The following is a 17,271-nucleotide window of genomic DNA, read 5'->3' as shown; positions in this document are numbered from 1 at the left end:
GCCACCCACTGCCTTTTCTCGCTTCAGTCATCCGGCCAGCGCTCCGGTTTCGCCGCGTGCCGGGTCTGGACCGCGCCACAAGCGGACATTGACTATCGGCCGATAAGCCGACGTTGACCATGGGCAGACTGAAGGCGCGCTGCCAACCCATTCCCTCAGAGCAGGGTAGCTACAGCCTTTCCAAGACTTGATCCGCCACTCGCATCGCAAATGCCGCGCTGACCGACGCAGCGTACTGCTGAAAGTCTCCCGCCTTATCTTTGTCCGCGTAGTCGCAGACGCCTTTAACGATGACGGCGTGTGGCCGCGGCCTGCCGGCCCCCAAGGCTGCTGACGCGACAGCGTAAGCTTCCATATCCAGTCCAATCAAACCCCGATGTTGCCGCTGAAGCTCGTCAAAAGTCGGCTTGTGAGCCACGACGGCAGCGCCGCTAACCATCGGGCCAACATGGGCGTTCAACTCAAAGGGGGGGCGCACACCCTTCGCATCTTTCCGGATGCCATTCAGGAGGTCGCGATTGTTAGCAAGCCCTCGGCAGATCTCTGCAATATCGGCGTCTAGATCGAGTTGATGAGGGGCGGGCTCAAAGAATGGCGCGTCGTCCACCGACTTGATTTTGCCGCTGCCCCAGTCCCACGTCGGGTCCGCGATGATTATGTCGCCAGCATTCACCTCATCGGCTCTGCCGGCGCACATACCTACCATCAGCAGCAGTCTGGGCCGGAACTGCTGGATGAGCTTTGCTGCCAAAATTGCGGTCGCTGCCATGCCCATTCGAGGCGCGTTCGCCGCGATTAGCGAGGCATCGCGCCCGCCAAGGTGCAACGAGCCGCTGAGATATCGCGTCTCGTCATTGGTGGCGCGCAGAGGCTGCCAGCCTGCTGGCAAGTCGCCAACGGCAGCGAACTCAACAGCTTCGACGGCAGTAAGAATAGCGACGTCAGTTCCGTAGGTAGTCCCATCGGAGAACCGGCGGCTTGCCAGGGACGCCCTGATGTAGGCGACCTTCGAGGCAAGCTGAGCAGCCCAATGATTGTTGCCTTCGGTGAAATGGACGAGCGACCAGAGATGATCGCTGAACTCCGCGCCGAACTCCTTGACGACGTCCTCGTAGGCTGTGACGCCCACGATATACTGGGGTGTATTAGCCGCCTCGCCTCGGTGCAGCTCGCGAAGTACCGCGAGACCTCCTCCTCTTTTTGGCTTCTCATCACCGGGTTTGAGAGGCAGATTCACGTCCAGAAGGAGCAGGTCATAGCGCCTCGCCTCCAGAGCGCTAACGGCTTCCTGCGCGGTGACGACAAGATCGATCTCGTTCTCGTCGAGCCCCGCTTCAACAAGGCAGGCGCGGATCTTGCCATACTTCGGCACGTCATCTTCTACGATTAGCACGCGCATCAAGAGCCTCTCGCCGAGAGTCGTTGCCCAATGAGCTCGTCCAACTGATCTTTCCAGTCGTCAACATTAGACTGATAATGGACCGTTCCCAGATAGTCTTCGAAGCGCTCGTTTAGCTCTTCTTTGAGCTCCGAAAGCGTAACTTGCTCCGCCTCTTCACCGAAGCGGCCTAACTGCGTCACTACGATAGCGGGAACATGGACTTCTTCACGCTGTAACCGACGGAGGATTTCCCTGCCAGCAAAGTGGTGAGGCCGTCCGCCGTCCTCGCTCAATGAGCGGTCATAATTTGTCATAGTCATGTCTAGTAGCATGAGGTCAAAAGTTCCCGCCAATGCGAGTCTCAGCCCGGACTGCAGTGACCGCGCAAGCTTGAGATCGGCAACAATATACTTCGAAATCATATATTCGGAAAGTCGCTCTGCCTTGTCTTCGTCATCTTCAACAATCAGGACGGCCGACATTCGAGTCCTCCCAGATTCATCAGAATTTCAACTTGGAACCCATCGTCGACGAGCGATACGTTTATATCATGCTCTCGCTTGAGGTCGGCACGAAGCAATTTCCAAACCTTCGAGTAGCCAGACCCGCCCTCTTCGCCGATCAAGTCCATCGCTTTGGCCTGCCCATAATCCGCGTTGATAGATGCAACCGTAGTCGCCAGGTCTTCCCGGAGGAGGTCCTCAGGCAGGTCATTAAGCACCCGGATGAGGAGCGAGTCCGCGTTCTTCTCGGCGGTGACCGCGATCGTCAGGCAGTCGCGTCCTCGACCGCCGTGCTGGGCCGCGTTGTCTAGGAGTTGGAAGAGCAGGCGCGCCACGGCGGGTAGGCTCCATCCCATGAGCAGCATTCCGTCAGGCGGCCCGACGTAGGATGACTCGATTTCCAAGTCAGCGTAGTACGCTCGGACGCTCGCCAGACCGGCCTCTACGGCAATCTCTAGATCAAAGTCTGCGTAGTCATGTGCTGCCGATAGGGTGAACCAACTAGACACCCGGTCAACGGCAGCCCGCACGTCACTGCGCGCCATTGCTAGGGCGTCACCGATCGCCGGCAGATCTTCCTTGAAACCCGCGCCGTCCAAGCACCCGTCGAGTTCATCGATTGCATCGATAAATTCTTGTAGCACGGCGCCGCTCAAGCGGCTCCGAACATTCTTCAGGTTATGCTCGGTCGCTTGCCACATCGCTTCGATCACTTCTCCGATGAATTCCTCATACGTCTCCAGCGCGCCCCACAGCTCATCTAGCGCCCGCAGGGCCTTGTCTGATAGGGTATAGTTGAACAGGCCCTCAGGGCTCGCTTCAGATCTGATTCTCAGCAAACTCCGGTTCAGATAGTCTATCCGCTCGTCTATCTTTGCCGAGAAATCGCTCAACAGCGCCTGAAGCTTGCCATCACGAATTCCAGTGTCGTCATCAAGCTTCTCAGACCAATAGTTGTTTGTCTGATAACCCTTTTCGGCAGAGATGCGGTTTGTGACGAGGGTTCTGGCCACGAGAGGCGCGCGCAGCTCTCGAAGGACGTAACCATGCCGAATGTTTGCGCTGAGGTTGCTATTTAGTCCAAATTCTTTACTAGACGTAAACTGATCTCGAATCTCAGAAACTATCCTTTTAAATACAGCCGCTCTTTCTGTGTACGGGGTGTTGAGCGTCAGAACAAAGACATCAGAGTCTTCCTGAGCTGAGACAACGAACCGATCTACTTCTTCATACTCAACGTCGCTGCCGTTCTCGACCATGAACCGGTATCGCGTCCAGGTCTCCCTCAGCAGCACATCCGTCGCGCGTCTAATGCCCTCGATGTTCACGTAGATCTTGCTCTGATCTAATTTTAGAGTGGTATCTTTCACCACCTGCCGAGTGCGGATTTCCCGTATCTCGTCCTTGAACGCGTCGAGGATCTGGGGGGTCTCTTCTGCCGCAAGGTCCGTGAGGTTCTGAAGCACCGCCAGGCGCTCGTCGTCGACCACCCTTGTACCGTCTAGGACTAGGGACTGGTCCATGACTTGGGGTATGCAGACAAATCGGAGGAAGTAAATTAGTTGGCTTCGCTGCTCGGCAGGCACTACGTTCGAAAGTTCACTCGCCCTCCGTGCCCCGAAGCGCTTCAGAACATCATTGAACGAGTCGGCTCTCTCCGCGTCCCTGTCGGCGGACACAAACCGTGAGTAGATGTCGAAGACGATGGCCACGCTGATGCGGCCTCGAGTGTCGGACTTCGACATCGGTCGGTTGTGGCCGACCATGATAGCCGCAATCAGCGCGCCGACAGGCAGGACCAACCCGAAGTAGCGCCGTTCGACAAACAGGTCGGCCGCTAGTTCACATGCCCCCGCCACGTCGCCGCTGGCCAAGCGAGACTCGACGAGCAAAAGCTCAGCTTCGTTCCGCAGAACGCTTGGTGGCGCCGACTCGACCAGCGCCTTCAGGCTTCGGGCCCCAGGAGCGGGCTCTCCAGAACGCATGTAACGGAGGGCGTTGAGGTGTTCGATGCGATGTTTCGGCAAGCTGGGGAGTCGAGCGGATCCGCCTGCGACGAACAGAAGGGCGCTCGCTGTCACGCTCGGCGTTCCGGCTGAAGCGAAGCCCTCTAGGTACTTTTCCGTTTGGGCTCTGTCCGTCCGAGAAAAGGCGAGAATGGGGTGCTCGGAACTGCACCTCAGCGCGTTCACCCTCTGCGCCCGGGTCGGCGGCTTCACTCTTTCGTCGTGCCGCTGACGATCAAGGATAAGGGTCAGAGCCGCGGCCCAAGCGGAGGTGGCGTGCGTCAGGCACAGTTTAGTCAATCGAAGTCGGGCGTCCGTGGCCCCGTCGCTGAAGCAAAGGACCTCATGCAGATCGGTTGCGATGCGACCGAGGATCGTCTTGGAGTCGAGACCGAGCGCGATGGAGGGGAGCTCCGGAGCCGTGCTTAGTATGTGAGAGCGCAAAGCTATGTTCAGCCGCTCCACGGTCGCGTTATGACTGTCACTGATGAACTGTGCTAGCACGGCTCCGTATTTGCCCGTCGAGTAATTATCGAGCATTGCAATCAATACCGGATCAGTACGCGGCGCGGAAAAGTCGCCCCCTAGGGCACATAGCAGCCTAGAGAGGTCCGGGTCACCGATTGACGCCTCAAGAATGCTTAAGTTGGTGAGAGCCGCTTGCCGATCTAGTTCATCAACGTCATCATTTGCAGCGAGCATCTGCATTGAAACTAGCAGGAACTGATACCGATCGATGAGGGGCAAGACGTCTGACCAAGCGATCATCGCTCGGACATCAGTGGCCTTAAGCTCAGGATAAAGCCCGCTGTCGGCATGCAGCATGAAGTGAAGCCCTGTTCTTAGCGGGGCGGACTCCCTCACATGAAGGTCGAACTCTCGTTTCGAGACTGTACCGGTCGCGCGGTATCCGAACCACGTCATTAGATATAGAGCAACGGAGGGTCCGCCGCTTTCAAATGCATCGTTTAGAAGTCTGGCCCGAGCGGCAGCCCCAGATGTTTGCGTAGCGAGTTCCATCCGCCGCTGGGTCGACCAGCAGGAAAAGCCAAGCTCGCTGTCAATCCGGTCAAGCAGACCTTCTGCCGACGTGTAGTCGCCAATCAGATACGCATGATCGAACTGATCACGAAGTGCGACAAAAGAACTGAGCTTGCTGCTGTGGAGGTTTAGGAGCCCGGTGAACCAAGCAAGTTCCCGCCGAAACGAGCCCATATAGCGGAAGCCCTTGCCGGGCAGCTCGCTCGCTAGCTTCGGAAACGGGGCTTTGAGGGTGACGGTGCGGTACGCTGGATGCTGCGCGAACGCTCCAGCTGTCTCACGGAGCAGATCTGCTGGCGCCTCGAGCCGTAGCTTGGCGAGTCCATTGATTATCCCGCCGTTTGTGCCGCGCACGATGGCCAGCGCAGCGTTGAACTGAGCGCTCGACTCCCCGCGACGTCCCGATTTACTCACGTTTTCCCCACAGCAGCCAACGTCTCATGAAGCCGGCAGCGTGAGCCTGCAATGCGGGACGGCGCAACACAATGAGTGGAGATGTGAAAACGACCAATCAATCCGTGTCGAGGTCAGCCACGGCTCCCCGGCCCCGGGCACTTGGTCTGGCAAATCACCATTCGCGCGTGTGGAGCCAAGCACCAAGAGGGTTGATCCGGAACGGCGTCCGTTCGAACAACCTTCCTAGGCAGAGATGCCTGAGGTTAGCAGAAACGCTAGAGATCCGCTTTGAGTCAGAAGTGGACATCACCCATGCTCTTTTGCGCCTGGGCGCGGTTCTCGGAAAGCCGACCCTGCATGCGGCTGCTTGCGAAGGAAAGCAGGCCTCTTCCCCGCCGGTTGACCGACGTAACAGCTTCGATGGTGAAGTCGCTCAATCGGCTTCCGATCGTGGACTGGAGGTCAGCACGGGCTCCCTACATAATGGCCGGCGGATTGACGCAAATGCCGGGAAGACGACTGAAAGTTTAGAAGGGGAGCCCCTATTTTCCTCCTGAGCGGTCCTCTTGGTGCGCCGACGCCTGTCGCTCCGCCTGCTCGATAGCTCGCTGCAGACCGGCAGCAAGCCGCCTCCCGCGCCGCGTCGGTCCGTCATTGGCACGGAACCCGATGAGTACATCCGGATCGATCCCCGAAACTTCATTGCTCCCATCGGCCCGATAGCGAGCGCAGTCCGGCAATCGAAGCGTTGCGCCGCTATGGCGCAGAACCACGTCAAGACCCCCGCGTGTGTAGCCGCATCCGGCTCCAGCAGTGGGCGCACCGACGACGATAGCGGCGTCATTGTCTTGGAGCAGGGCCGCAAACTCCTCGGCCGCCGAAGCGGTCCCGTTGTCAACGACGACAACCAGCGGGCCGGTCCATACCCCCGGTTCAAAAGCATATGACAGCGGTTCAAACACGTCAGAGGCCCATGGCTTGCCGACAATCTCCGGATCATAAGCCGCTTCCGGGCCTGTCATGTAGATATCTCCACCCCCGAGCCATTCGCAGTCGGGCGCTCGCCCTGCGAACAACTCGGCTGGATCGCACGGTTGCTCGGCCTGTACCCGCGCCGCCGCATAGGCCGCCGCATAGCGCTCCAGCCGCGCACGGTCTTCGGGCGGCTGGCCGACGGCTGCCTCGCGCAGTCGTTGTTCGCTGTCTGCCAAGGCCTCGATCCAGTGCGGATGACGCACGAAGCCGAGACGGGCGGAGCGCAGTGAGACTGGCGTCACGGTGCGCGCCAACACCTCCACCCATTCGGTCCCGCCTCCATTCCCGGCGAGGTCGATCAGCAGAGTGGAGGCTCCCGCAGTCCTGAGCGCTCGCAGCCGATCGGAGAAATCCTCCGTAACTCGGTCGACGGCCAAGGTTCGCAATTGATCCATACACGCGTCGTCGCACGGTTCGCCGCCGGGTCTCAGCTCAACCAATGCGGCGGCGCAGGCCGCAGGATGAAGTTGTGGTGTGAATTGCGGGATGCGGACCACGCCCACGGTCCGATCGCCCACTTCGATGAGGCCTGCAGAAAAGCCGCTCGCCCCGGAAAGTGCGCGATAGCCCGGCATACCGCTTGCCGTGGCCCTGCTATCCGGAGCCGGCTCGCCATATCCAAGCGTCACGCACGGGGGTGCCGCAGCCGCGGTCGCAGATGCGACCGGCGCGGGCATGACCACCCCAATCCGCGGCCAAACGATCTTGACGTGCCGATCGCCCACACTGCGCTCAAGCTGCTCGAAGACCGCGCGGGCTTCCGCTTCGCTCCGCGCGCCTTCTAACCGCTGACGCCCGACGGCGAAGATTGCATCCGGTTGAACTTCCCGCTCGGTCGCGAGCCATTGCAGATTGGCGTAATGCGAGGCCATTTCCTCTCGCACCTGCTCCAGGTCGGCCATCCAGGCAGCCGATTCAAACTCGGACACCCCGGTAGAGGAAGCCGAGGATTGCGCGGATGCGGCAGAGGCGGTTGCGAGGAGGCATCCGAAGGCAAGAAACGCAAGGCGCATGGGCACTCCGAGTGCAAGAACGGGAACGGTTGCGAAGGCTCGCCGAGCACGACCGAGACTTCACAGGGCCAGCAGCCCAGCGGGGATCACTCAAGTACTCCGCGCCAAGCAACTCTCAGTGTGACGCGTGAGAGCCGCCCAGAGGCCGGGGAACCTCGCAGCTCTCTACCCTAACCGGTGTGTCCCCACCGAGTTTTGATGTCCAGCATTCGTCAAACAGGGAGCAGAAGCAGGCGGCGCTTACTGTATTCCATCGCTCCCGGTTCAGCGCCTCCCAGACCCTCGCCTCGTTAGCGTCGGTCGGCCGCGCCCATTGGAAGACGGTTCTTTCTTCCCCTGCCGACAAGATCGTGCGGGCGATAGGTGCAGTAAGAACCAGCTTTGCGTCCTTTCCGCCGTTCAACCGCCGGATCACCTCCTGCCAGTTCACAAACGAGAAGCTTCCGTTGGTGAAGCGGATCCAGACGACCCTCGCCGCGCCGGATCCGACGTTTGTCAGGCGGCCTTGAAGGACAGGCTGGCCGTCGTCGTTGTTGCCGGTAGAGAACTGCAGGATGGGCGTCGATTGCGCATAAACCAGCCGCTCGTTCTGCTGCACCAGCCGTTCCATCGTGTGGCCGGTATGCAGCGAGACAAAGAGGGACCCAAACGACATCGCCATGACACCCACCGCCATAGCCATGTCGAACCAAGGCAGGGTCGAACGGTGCCCCTTAACGACGTGCTGCGGTGTTTCGGGGGGCTCGATCATTATGACTTAGCTTGAATGAGACGATGGAAAACGAACTGGCTGAACCTCCCGTGGGCTGCATCAGCGCCGCGACAGGAGGCCCGACCGATCCGCCACGCGTGACCTGCGTGCCAGCCGCCCGCAGACCGCGACGACGGCAGTTACTCTCGTTCGGTGATCGACAGGGTTGCCTGCGCGCCGCCGCCGATAGATCCGACCCAGACGTGATATGTGCCGCTGACCGGCTGATCCCACCGCAAAGCAGGGTTCACGCCGTTGTAGTCATCACTGCAGCCCCACGCCCCGTTCGGGTTGTGAACGATCAAGGTCGTATCGCCTTGCGACCGAACCTTCATGAACAGCGGCGCGGAGCCTGCGGTATAGGTGAACGCGTAGTTGGCTGCGTTGGCGACCATGCCAACGCAGTTGCCGCCGAGCGTGGTGGCGGCGTCCACCGCTCCTCCGGACATCAAAGCTACTGTGATTGTATCTGGCGAGAAGCCCGAACTCGCCGTACTGCCGCTGCTGGCTGGAGCAGCCGGATTCTGCGCGAAGGCTTGGCCAAAGAACGAAAGCGCCACGGCAAACGCCGCAACAGGAACCATGGGGCGCATCGAGCTATCCAGAAGGCTGAGAACACTCTGGCCAGTTTAGTGCCGACGCCCGATATTCATCGCGCCTCAAACAGCATTCGTCGCATGACAATCCGGCCTCAGACGGGCAGCGCTGATACGAGCCGTTCCCGAAGACCTTGCTCAAGCCCGAGCAGAGGTTTCGGCAGTTGCGCGTCCGTGAGTTCCAGCATGTTCGCGGCCGCGTACATCAACCTGAGGCTTCCGACTTTGCGAAACAGCTTCCAAAGCTCGGCGAAGACGGCGTCACACCGCTCCGCCTCTTCGTGATCGCCGCGCATGGCTGCAGCCGTCAAGTCGGCGGCTTGCTGGGGGAAAAGCCCACCCGCCACACTGTACCAGCAGTCGGCCCCTGCCAGCATAGCGTCTTTACAGCCCCAGTCGCCACTATAGCCGATCGAGAGTCCTGGAGCCGCGCGGCGGAAGTCCGCCAGATCCGCGGCGACGTCCCTGGACGCGGGCAGCGGTAGTTTGATCGCGGCGATCGTCGGGATCGCCGCAAGACGGGCGACGAAACTTGACCGGAAGGTGAAGTTGGTAGTCCCTGGATTGCTGTAGATGCAGAGTGGCAAATCGGTGGCCGAAGCTACCGCGAGGAAGTGCTGAAACACCTCCTCCTCCGTGAGAGGCGTGTAGCTGACAGGCGCCAGTAGCAGGCCCGCCGCCCCCTCCCCCGCCGCGTCACGGGCGAAGGTCTGGGCTTCGTCGGTTCGCATGGCGCCCACGCCGGCGATGACCGGGGTCGAAGTCACGGCGCCGACCGCCGTCGCCACAGCGCGCCGCCGTTCGTCACGGCTCAGGAACATGTAGGTCCCTGTACTGCCGAGCAGGCCGACGGAGTCGGCGCCGCCGGCTTCGAGCCGCTCGACCAGCCTGCGCAGATCAGGGGCGATGACTTCGCCGGCCGGCGTCATTGGCGTGATCGGAAAGGCCGAAAGACCCACAAAGAGAGTCATGTCCCACTCTTGAACGCGTGTCGCGGAATCCGCTTCTTATCTCAGCCATTGAGCTAGCCATGGGTTGCGATCAATGGTGCTCACACAACATGTCGCCGTTTATGCAACTCGACTGGGTGGCGTTCTAAAGATGAGCGTTCTTGCTCCGCAGATCGTTGGGCTCAGTCCTGTTCTTCACGAGCCGGAGGTAGCGGCAAAGAAGCCTGCGCAAATGCGTAGCGCCAGCCCGAGGCCGTCCGGATGTAAGTGTCACTGAACCACAGCCTTCGATCAAAGGTGCCGTTCGGGCCAACGCCCTTGAGCCATAGACGCGCCGTCACGATGGCGGTGTCCCCATAGACCCGAACCGTCTGAGTGCCGGAGTCCTCGTCCTGTTGCTCGTAGGTGACAAAGTGCTCTCTCGCGAGAAGCTGCGCCTTGGTCAGTGTCTGTCCATCGCCCAATGCCAGAACGAAATCTTCGTGCAGAATGCGGTCCATAGTAGCCAGATCGCGTCGTTTTACTGCTGCTTGGAAGGCGATATCAGTCGCCGCGACCGCATGACGATCGAGGTCAGGCGATTGAATTGCGCTCACGGGCCCGCCGACGGCCATAGCCAGGACAGCGGAACCGCCGATTAGTGTTGAACAGACACTCATGATTTCCTCCTCGGAACGACGGCCAGATTTAAGAGGAGGATCGTACGCTCGCTTCCGGAATCTAATGGTCGGCGCGCCGCCAGCCGGAGCGGTACGCCGATGGGCTCAGTCCGAAACTTGCTTTGAAGGCTGTTGTGAAGTGCGAATGGCTGGAGAAGCCAAGGTCCAACGCCAGCTCGCTCAAGTCATTACAGTGCGGCAGATCCACAAGGGCGCGGTTCAGCCGCAGGCCCAGTTGGTAGCGGTACAAAGGCTGACCTTCTGCGCGCGTGAAAGCTTGAGTGAGATAGGTCGGAGACACTCCGACCTCGTGAGCGATACGACTTAGAGTCAGGCGTTCGAATCCGAATGCGTGCAGCACCTGCCTTGCCCGATCGATCACCCTTGGTGCAGGCTCCTTTACAACGGGCGACTCGCACAGAGCCGCGCGCAGCGTCGCGGCCACACACTCGTCCTTCTCTAGCCCGGACTCCCCATCCGCGTTGACCCGCCGCAGCCGCTGGACCTGAAGGCGCAGACCGCCAGTGGCGGGTCTCCCCAAGTCCCGGAATGCAGCGTGCGCACCAGGCGTGATGCCGCCAAAAAAATCGTCGAGAAGCTGCTCGGCCGGTCTCACGATCATGCAGGCGTGTCCAACCCCCTCCGCAGGATGGCTGTCGACGTACTCATGCCCCGCAGTTGCGAACAGGGTGCGTTGAGCATCGAAAAGCGAGAGGCGACGCCCTACGCGGAATCCGAAAAGTCCGTCGTAAGGCAGAACGACAGCGAACTTTTCGACCACGCCGGCCGGGGGAGCGGCGGTGGCGGCGACGCGGGTTTCAAGAACCTCCGCCAGTTCCGTGGCCCGCGACCGCGGGCGATGATCAACGCGCGCGACGGGCCCCTCCTTCTCCCTTGCTGGCCGCATTGATCCCCCACGGACGGCCGAAGCGCCGTGCACATAATCGTCCGGTTCAGGTAAACTTCATCGCGTTAATACGCACTTTCGTCCGCAGCACGCCGCACGTGAACCTTGGTCCGCGTCCTGCTACAACAAGCCCTTTCGCGCGCCTCGACGGGAGGTTCCCCCGAGGGAAAGGTACCGACACGTTAGCTCGCGAATGCGGCAGAGTGTCGCCGTGTTACGCCAGACAGTTCGTTTTCGGACGAACCGCTATCGGGCCGCGCTGAAGAGTCGTCCGACCCGCGAAAATACCCTGCAATCCAGACCGCCTCCGGATCAAGAGAGAGCGGTCATGGATGAGGAAACGCCACGCCTCTGTCGCTGACGGAGCTGGCTCATTCGGGGGACACCATGAGACTTGCTCACCTTCTTCGCACGACCGTTTCGAGCGCCGCAGTCGGCGCTTGCGCGTTCGGTCTGGCCGGCGTCGCCGCCGCCCAGGACCAGCAAACACCGACGACCATCGACGACATCGTCGTCACCGCCCAGAAGCGCGAACAGAACTTGCAGGATGTGCCCATCGTGGTGACCAGCCTGTCTGCCGAGGCCCTTAACAGCGCCGGCGTTCGAGACATCAAGGATCTGCAGATCATCACGCCGGGCTTGGTGGTCACCTCGAACTCTTCAGAGGCGGCTACCACGGCCCGCATTCGCGGGGTCGGTACGGTGGGGGATAACCCCGGGCTCGAAAGCTCGGTGGGCGTGGTCATTGACGGCGTCTACAGGTCCCGCAACTCGGTCGGCTTTGGCGATCTAGGAGAGCTGTCCCGAATTGAGGTTCTGAAGGGTCCACAGGGCACGCTGTTCGGCAAGAACACATCGGCCGGCGTGATCAACATCATCACCGAGGCCCCCTCTTTCACGCCCGGCTTCAACGGAGAACTGACCGGGGGCAACTACGGCGCAATGGGCGTTGGTGGTTCGGTCACAGGGCCGCTCAGCGACAGCCTGGCATTTCGCCTCTATGCCGGGCGGCGCCTTCGGAACGGCTTCTACAGCGTCGACACCGGCGACGGGCCGCGAGCCGAAACGGACGACAGCAATCAGGACTTCGGCACCGTCCGCGGCCAGCTGCTCTGGCTCCCCAGCGACAGTACGTCGGTTCGCGTCATAGCCGACTACTCCCGACGGGATGAGCACTGCTGCACGGGTGTTCAGGTTCGCACCGGCCCGACCTACCCCTTTATCGACGCTCTCTCGGCCGGGATGGGCCAGCGACCGCCGGCCGCCGGGTTCGGACAACTGCCCTACTCGCGCCAAGCTTTCGCCAACCGCGCAAGCGACCAGGAGGTTGAGGACAAGGGCGTGTCTGTCGAGATGAACGTCGACCTTCCTTCCCTGCTAGGGGGCGCTCAGCTCACGTCCATCACCTCCGCACGGCGTTGGACGTCGTCTAATGGTCAGGACTCGGACTACACCGGCGCGGACATCGCCTACCGGATCAATGACGGCAATTTTGGCTACGATGTCGACAACCTTACTCAAGAATTCCGCCTGGCCGGGAAGACCGACACTCTGGACTGGCTGGTTGGAGCGTTCGCAACGCGCGAGGACATCGACCGAGGCGATGCCTTCTACCTCGGGGCGGACTATTCGCCCCTGCTGTCTCTTCTGCTGTCGTCCTCGCTGAACGCCGCTAATCCCGCACTGCCCGTCAGTCCGGCGACGATCGGCTGCTATACGCGTCCGGGCCAGACGGCGGCCGGCTTCGGCGGTTGTCTTGCGACGGGCGGCATGGCGCCCGCCGGGCCCACTGCCGCCACTGGACCTAGCTTCACGATTGGTCAGACGTTCGAAGATGACTATCAGCAGAAGTCGACGTCCATCGCGGCGTTCACGAACAACACCTGGCACGTCACGGACCGGTTCGATGTCACGCTGGGCCTGCGTTACACAATCGACGACAAGAGCGTTGACGTTACGCAGCGGAACACCAACGGAAATGGCGCGACCTGCAGCGCTGCGTTGGCGAACGCTGGTGCAATTGCCGCCGTCCTCGGCGCATCAGCCCCAACGCTTCTGGCCCGCTTCTGCCTGCCGTGGACCAACGCGGCCTACAACAATCGCCATGTTGCAGAGTCTTTCGACGACGGCGAGCTCAGCGGCACGCTGAAGGTCGCGTACCGCTTCAGCCCCGAACTGATGGTCTATGCCTCGGGTGCTCGAGGTTACAAGAGCTTCGGTTACAACCTGGACCGGGTGCAGACGGGCATCACCCCGAACGCCTCGCTGCTGTTCCCGTCCGAGGTCGTCGACAGCTATGAATTCGGTTTCAAGTCGACGCTGTTCAACCGTACGGTACTGCTGAACGCTACCTACTTCGATCAGACATTCGAGGACTTCCAGCTAAATACCTTCCTCGGCACCTCATTCGTTGTGGAATCGATCCCTGAACTGACGTCGAAGGGCGTGGACGCCGACTTCATGTGGTTCACGCCGGTAGAAGGTCTGAGCCTGCAAGGTGGTTTGACCTACATCGATGCGCGCTATGGCCAGTTCACGGCGGCTGACCTCGCCAACCCTGCCAACTACCCACAGCTCTCGCTGCTGCCGGGATCGCGTGCATCCTTCTCGCCGGAGTGGTCAGGCACGGCCTCGATCAACTTCAACCGGTCCCTTGGCGACGGCCTGCGCGGCGGGTTCAGCCTTGCCGCCAAATACACCGGCGCCTACAACACAGGATCGGACCTGCTGCCCTTCAAGGTTCAGGACGCCTTCGCCACAATGAATGGCCGGATCGTGATCGGAACGGAGGACGAGCGCTGGACCCTCGAGTTTTGGGCGCAGAACCTGACTGACGAGGAATACGTCCAGGTCATCTACAACGGGTTCCTGCAGGGCAATGCCTTCGCCTCAACCGTCCAACCTGACGGCACCTACTACAACCCCGCAGCCGACACTCAGACTTACGACGCCTTCCTAGGACAGCCCCGGACTTTTGGCGCTACGCTGCGCGTCCAGTACTGACCACCGATCATCTCAGAGGAAAGGGTCGGCCCGCTAAGACGACCGGCCGACCCTTTTTGCAAAGCCCTGCCGGAACTCCGCGGGGCAGCCGGTCTGACCACTCATCTTAGTGGAGGCTGTCTCGCCGGGCATAGGCGAACATGTGCGGCACGTATTCGGCCTTTCCCAGCACCACGCCTTGGCTTCGTAAAATCGCGTACGCGGTGACGACATGGAAATAGAACTGCGGAAGCAGCCAATCGCGGGCGTACTGCTCGCCGGTAAGTTCGAACGTCACACCGTGGGGCAGCTTGAGCTGCAGCAGCCTGTCGGCGGCCGGGTCCATCCTGCCATCAATCAGACCCTCCAGCAGGAGAATGGTCTCATCGATCCGCCCCTGCGCGTCAGAGATTGAGCCGGGTCGCACACCTGCGCCCTCAGCCTCGCGAGCAAGTTCGCCCAGACCCTCTGGCAAGGGTTTGTCCTGAAGCCGATAAATCATCTCCTGCGCCTGGATGCAGGCGAAACGCACCTGCGCGGCAAGAGGAAACATGTCCGGCGCGAGGCGGCTGGCGAGAAGTCCCTCTGCCTCCGCCTTCCTTCGTTGGCCCTGTGCACTGACGAGAAGGCCCGACAGGCCGAGCAGCATCTGTTTGCAGGTGGGTACGAGAAGGTTCGTCAGCGACATCGACTTTGCTCATGCTGGCGGCTCCGCGGCCGCGGCTTGTGGGTGGCCATAGTCCGTTGGGCGCCCTGTCGCGCAAATTCGGCAGGTTGCGGCCAAGGCAGGCGAAGAGGGCATGCCCCGGAGCCAAAGCGTCGCTGCCGCCAGTGAACCGGCTCATGTGCTGCGCGACCAGCAGATGCTTGGTCTAGGCGCTCAGCAATCGTTAGCCGCAGCCGCGGGGACTACCCCTGAGCGGACGCGAACGGTCTGCCGGACTTCAAACAAGGGGATAAAGAACTGGAGCAGCGGACCGTTGGCCAAGGCGTAGATCAAAGTGCCGGCTCCGATAGTCCCGCCAAGCATCCAGCCGTGCAAGAGTACCAGGCCTTCAATGAGGCCTCGCATCCAGCGGATGTCCCAGCCAGTCAGGCGAACGCCTCCGGTTGTCAGGCCATCTCGCGGACCCGGCCCCAGTCCGGCGCCGATATAAGCACCAGTCGCCGCCGCGTTCAGCAGGATTGCACTCAGGAGCAAGGCGATCCGCAGCGGCAGGCCAGTGACGGGCGGGAGGACGGACAACGCCGCGTCAGCCGCTGCTCCGATGACCAAGACATTACAGACAGTTCCGATACCCGGCTTCTGGCGCAGGGGTATCCAGACCAGCAGCACCAGTGCTCCAACGATATTGACCGTCATGCCAAGACTGATCCCGGTGCGCTCGGAGAGGCCTTCGTGCAGGACGCTCCACGGATTCAGACCAAGATCCGCCCGCACCATCATGGCGAGGGACGCTCCGTAGAGAAGCAGGCCCAGTTGGAGTTGGCAGAAGCGACGGATGAACATGCGAAGAAGTTGAAAGCATTTGGACTTGAATTCCATAGCCACTTTTGTGACGGTGGCCTTATGTCAAACCTCGTGGTCAACCTGAACAGCCTGTCGCGTCACTTGGGCGATTGGCGACGATCCGGATCAAGCGACGTCGCCTATCGCCGACTGGCGGACTCGCTCAAGGGTCTCATTCTCGACGGACGCCTGCCGCTTAACGCCCGTCTGCCTGGCGAGCGCCGCATGGCGGAGGGGCTCGGTGTCAGCCGCATAACCGTCAGCGCCGCTTTGGACCGCCTGCGAGCTGATGGGTTCGTGGCCAGCCGCATCGGTTCGGGGAGCTACACGTCGCTACCGTTCAGCCGGACAGACAGGCTAGAAGGCCTGTTTCATGTCGCGCCTGGCCCTGAGGTGGTCAATATGGCGACGGCCGTCATGCCTGCGGGCGAACATGTGCATGGGGCCTACGCCCGGGCACTGGAGTCACTCCCGCCCCATCTTCCGGGACATGGGTACGATCCAACCGGACTCTTGCCACTCCGACGTGCCGTCGCCGCCAGTATCGCCGCTGCCGGTTTGCCGACCCGCCCGGACCAGATAGTCGTCACCTCCGGAGCGCAGAGTGGCTGGGCGATCTTGTTGCGTACGTTCGGCCGGTCGGGCGACGCGGTGGTCATTGATCATCCGACTTATCCGCACGCCTTAGACGCCATCGTCCGCGCGGGCCTCCGTCCCGTTCCTGTGGCCATGACGCCCTCAGGTTGGGATATTGATGGCTTGGTCGGGACCATAGATAGCGCCCGACCCCGGCTGGTCTATCTCGTGGGCGCTCATCAAAACCCGACTGGCCATGTGATGGGCGCAGATGAGGAAAACGCGGTCGCCGAAGCGGTGGCCCGAGTGGGCGGCATCCTTGTCATGGACGATACCCAACGCGAACTGTGGTTCGATCAACCGCCCCCGCCGCCAGCCGCTCCGGGCGCGCATGTTGTTCGGCTCGGATCGATGAGCAAAACTTGGTGGGGCGGATTGCGGATTGGGTGGATACGCGCTGACGCGAGCGTGACGGATGCCGTCGTAAGAGCACGAGCGTCCCTGGATCTTGGGGCGGCCGTCGTCGAGCAACTGGCCGCGGCTCACCTGCTCTCGGGGGATCAGAACCCGGTCATTGCTAGACGGCGGCTCTTGGCCGCGCGTGAGGCCGCGCTGTCAGCTGAGCTCTCGCGGGTCCTTCCGGAGTGGCGCGCCGCGCGGCCGCGCGGGGGACTTTCACTCTGGGTCTCGCTGCCCCGTCCGGCCTGCAGCGCACTGGTGGTAGAGGCCCAGAAGCTTGGCGTCATCATTTCGCCCGGGACACGCTTCGGCATGGGCGGCGCGTTTGAAAGGTTCGTCCGGCTGCCCTACTGCCTGCCGGAGCCGGAGCTGAAAGCGGCCGTCGGAACTCTTGCTTGTGCCTGGCGAGGGCTTGATGAGCGTTCCACCCGCGCTCCAGAGTCGCTCGCGGAGGCCCTGTTCTGAGGCGTACCTGCGTCGTCTGGATGCCCGGACGCAAGGCGGAA

The 17,271-nt window shown here is 61.4% G+C and carries 14 protein-coding genes; 2 read left to right on the top strand and 12 right to left on the bottom strand.

What is annotated here, in order from left to right; all coding sequences use genetic code 11:
- Positions 1 to 169: 169 nt before the first annotated feature.
- The 10 genes from GGQ87_RS10005 to GGQ87_RS09960 form a co-directional block, all read right to left on the bottom strand.
- On the bottom strand, positions 170 to 1,399 hold the full coding sequence (locus GGQ87_RS10005; RefSeq protein WP_168047067.1) for a 5'-methylthioadenosine/S-adenosylhomocysteine nucleosidase family protein: 1,230 nt from the start codon (positions 1,397 to 1,399) through the stop codon (positions 170 to 172).
- A complete protein-coding gene (locus GGQ87_RS10000) occupies positions 1,399 to 1,863 on the bottom strand; it encodes a response regulator (protein ID WP_168047065.1) in 465 nt (154 codons plus the stop codon). The genes GGQ87_RS10005 and GGQ87_RS10000 overlap by 1 nt, the downstream gene beginning before the upstream one ends.
- The gene (locus GGQ87_RS09995; protein WP_168047063.1) at positions 1,848 to 5,345 is read right to left on the bottom strand and encodes a histidine kinase; all 3,498 of its coding nucleotides are present in this window, start codon (positions 5,343 to 5,345) and stop codon (positions 1,848 to 1,850) included. The genes GGQ87_RS10000 and GGQ87_RS09995 overlap by 16 nt, the downstream gene beginning before the upstream one ends.
- A gap of 275 nt (positions 5,346 to 5,620) precedes the next feature.
- Entirely contained in the window at positions 5,621 to 5,764 is a 144-nt protein-coding gene (locus GGQ87_RS09990; RefSeq protein ID WP_168047061.1) for a hypothetical protein, read from the bottom strand.
- Between the two features lie 105 nt (positions 5,765 to 5,869).
- The gene (locus tag GGQ87_RS09985) at positions 5,870 to 7,264 is read right to left on the bottom strand and encodes a S41 family peptidase (protein WP_168047059.1); all 1,395 of its coding nucleotides are present in this window, start codon (positions 7,262 to 7,264) and stop codon (positions 5,870 to 5,872) included.
- A 226-nt stretch (positions 7,265 to 7,490) separates the two neighbouring features.
- On the bottom strand, positions 7,491 to 8,126 hold the full coding sequence (locus GGQ87_RS09980; protein WP_168047057.1) for a hypothetical protein: 636 nt from the start codon (positions 8,124 to 8,126) through the stop codon (positions 7,491 to 7,493).
- Between the two features lie 140 nt (positions 8,127 to 8,266).
- Positions 8,267 to 8,719, bottom strand: a complete 453-nt coding sequence (locus tag GGQ87_RS09975; RefSeq protein WP_168047055.1) for a peptidase S1 — start codon at positions 8,717 to 8,719, stop codon at positions 8,267 to 8,269.
- Between the two features lie 98 nt (positions 8,720 to 8,817).
- A complete protein-coding gene (locus GGQ87_RS09970) occupies positions 8,818 to 9,693 on the bottom strand; it encodes a dihydrodipicolinate synthase family protein (RefSeq protein WP_168047053.1) in 876 nt (291 codons plus the stop codon).
- Between the two features lie 161 nt (positions 9,694 to 9,854).
- Positions 9,855 to 10,331 carry a nuclear transport factor 2 family protein gene (locus tag GGQ87_RS09965; protein WP_168047051.1) on the bottom strand — a complete coding sequence of 159 codons (477 nt, stop codon included), beginning with the start codon at positions 10,329 to 10,331 and terminating at the stop codon, positions 9,855 to 9,857.
- Positions 10,332 to 10,392: 61 nt separating this feature from the next.
- Entirely contained in the window at positions 10,393 to 10,953 is a 561-nt protein-coding gene (locus GGQ87_RS09960; protein ID WP_168047049.1) for a helix-turn-helix transcriptional regulator, read from the bottom strand.
- Between the two features lie 672 nt (positions 10,954 to 11,625).
- Between GGQ87_RS09960 and GGQ87_RS09955 the strand changes: the two genes are divergently transcribed.
- Positions 11,626 to 14,241, top strand: a complete 2,616-nt coding sequence (locus GGQ87_RS09955) for a TonB-dependent receptor (protein ID WP_168047047.1) — start codon at positions 11,626 to 11,628, stop codon at positions 14,239 to 14,241.
- 106 nt (positions 14,242 to 14,347) lie between these two features.
- On the opposite strand, the gene GGQ87_RS09950 is transcribed toward GGQ87_RS09955, so the two are convergent.
- Both GGQ87_RS09950 and yczE read right to left on the bottom strand, forming a co-directional pair.
- The gene (locus tag GGQ87_RS09950) at positions 14,348 to 14,908 is read right to left on the bottom strand and encodes a DUF1993 family protein (RefSeq protein WP_168047045.1); all 561 of its coding nucleotides are present in this window, start codon (positions 14,906 to 14,908) and stop codon (positions 14,348 to 14,350) included.
- A gap of 192 nt (positions 14,909 to 15,100) precedes the next feature.
- Positions 15,101 to 15,766: a membrane protein YczE gene (gene yczE, locus GGQ87_RS09945; RefSeq protein ID WP_245161458.1), complete on the bottom strand. Its 666-nt coding sequence runs from the start codon at positions 15,764 to 15,766 to the stop codon at positions 15,101 to 15,103.
- A 24-nt stretch (positions 15,767 to 15,790) separates the two neighbouring features.
- Here yczE and yczR point away from each other — a divergent pair, with 24 nt between their 5' ends.
- Positions 15,791 to 17,230 carry a MocR-like transcription factor YczR gene (gene yczR, locus GGQ87_RS09940; protein ID WP_168047043.1) on the top strand — a complete coding sequence of 480 codons (1,440 nt, stop codon included), beginning with the start codon at positions 15,791 to 15,793 and terminating at the stop codon, positions 17,228 to 17,230.
- Positions 17,231 to 17,271 lie beyond the last annotated feature (41 nt).

This window comes from Brevundimonas alba (assembly GCF_011927945.1).
Classification (GTDB): Bacteria; Pseudomonadota; Alphaproteobacteria; order Caulobacterales; family Caulobacteraceae; genus Brevundimonas; species Brevundimonas alba.
The sequence above is the reverse complement of the archived record's forward strand: the minus strand, read 5'-3'. Positions and strand labels throughout refer to the sequence as shown.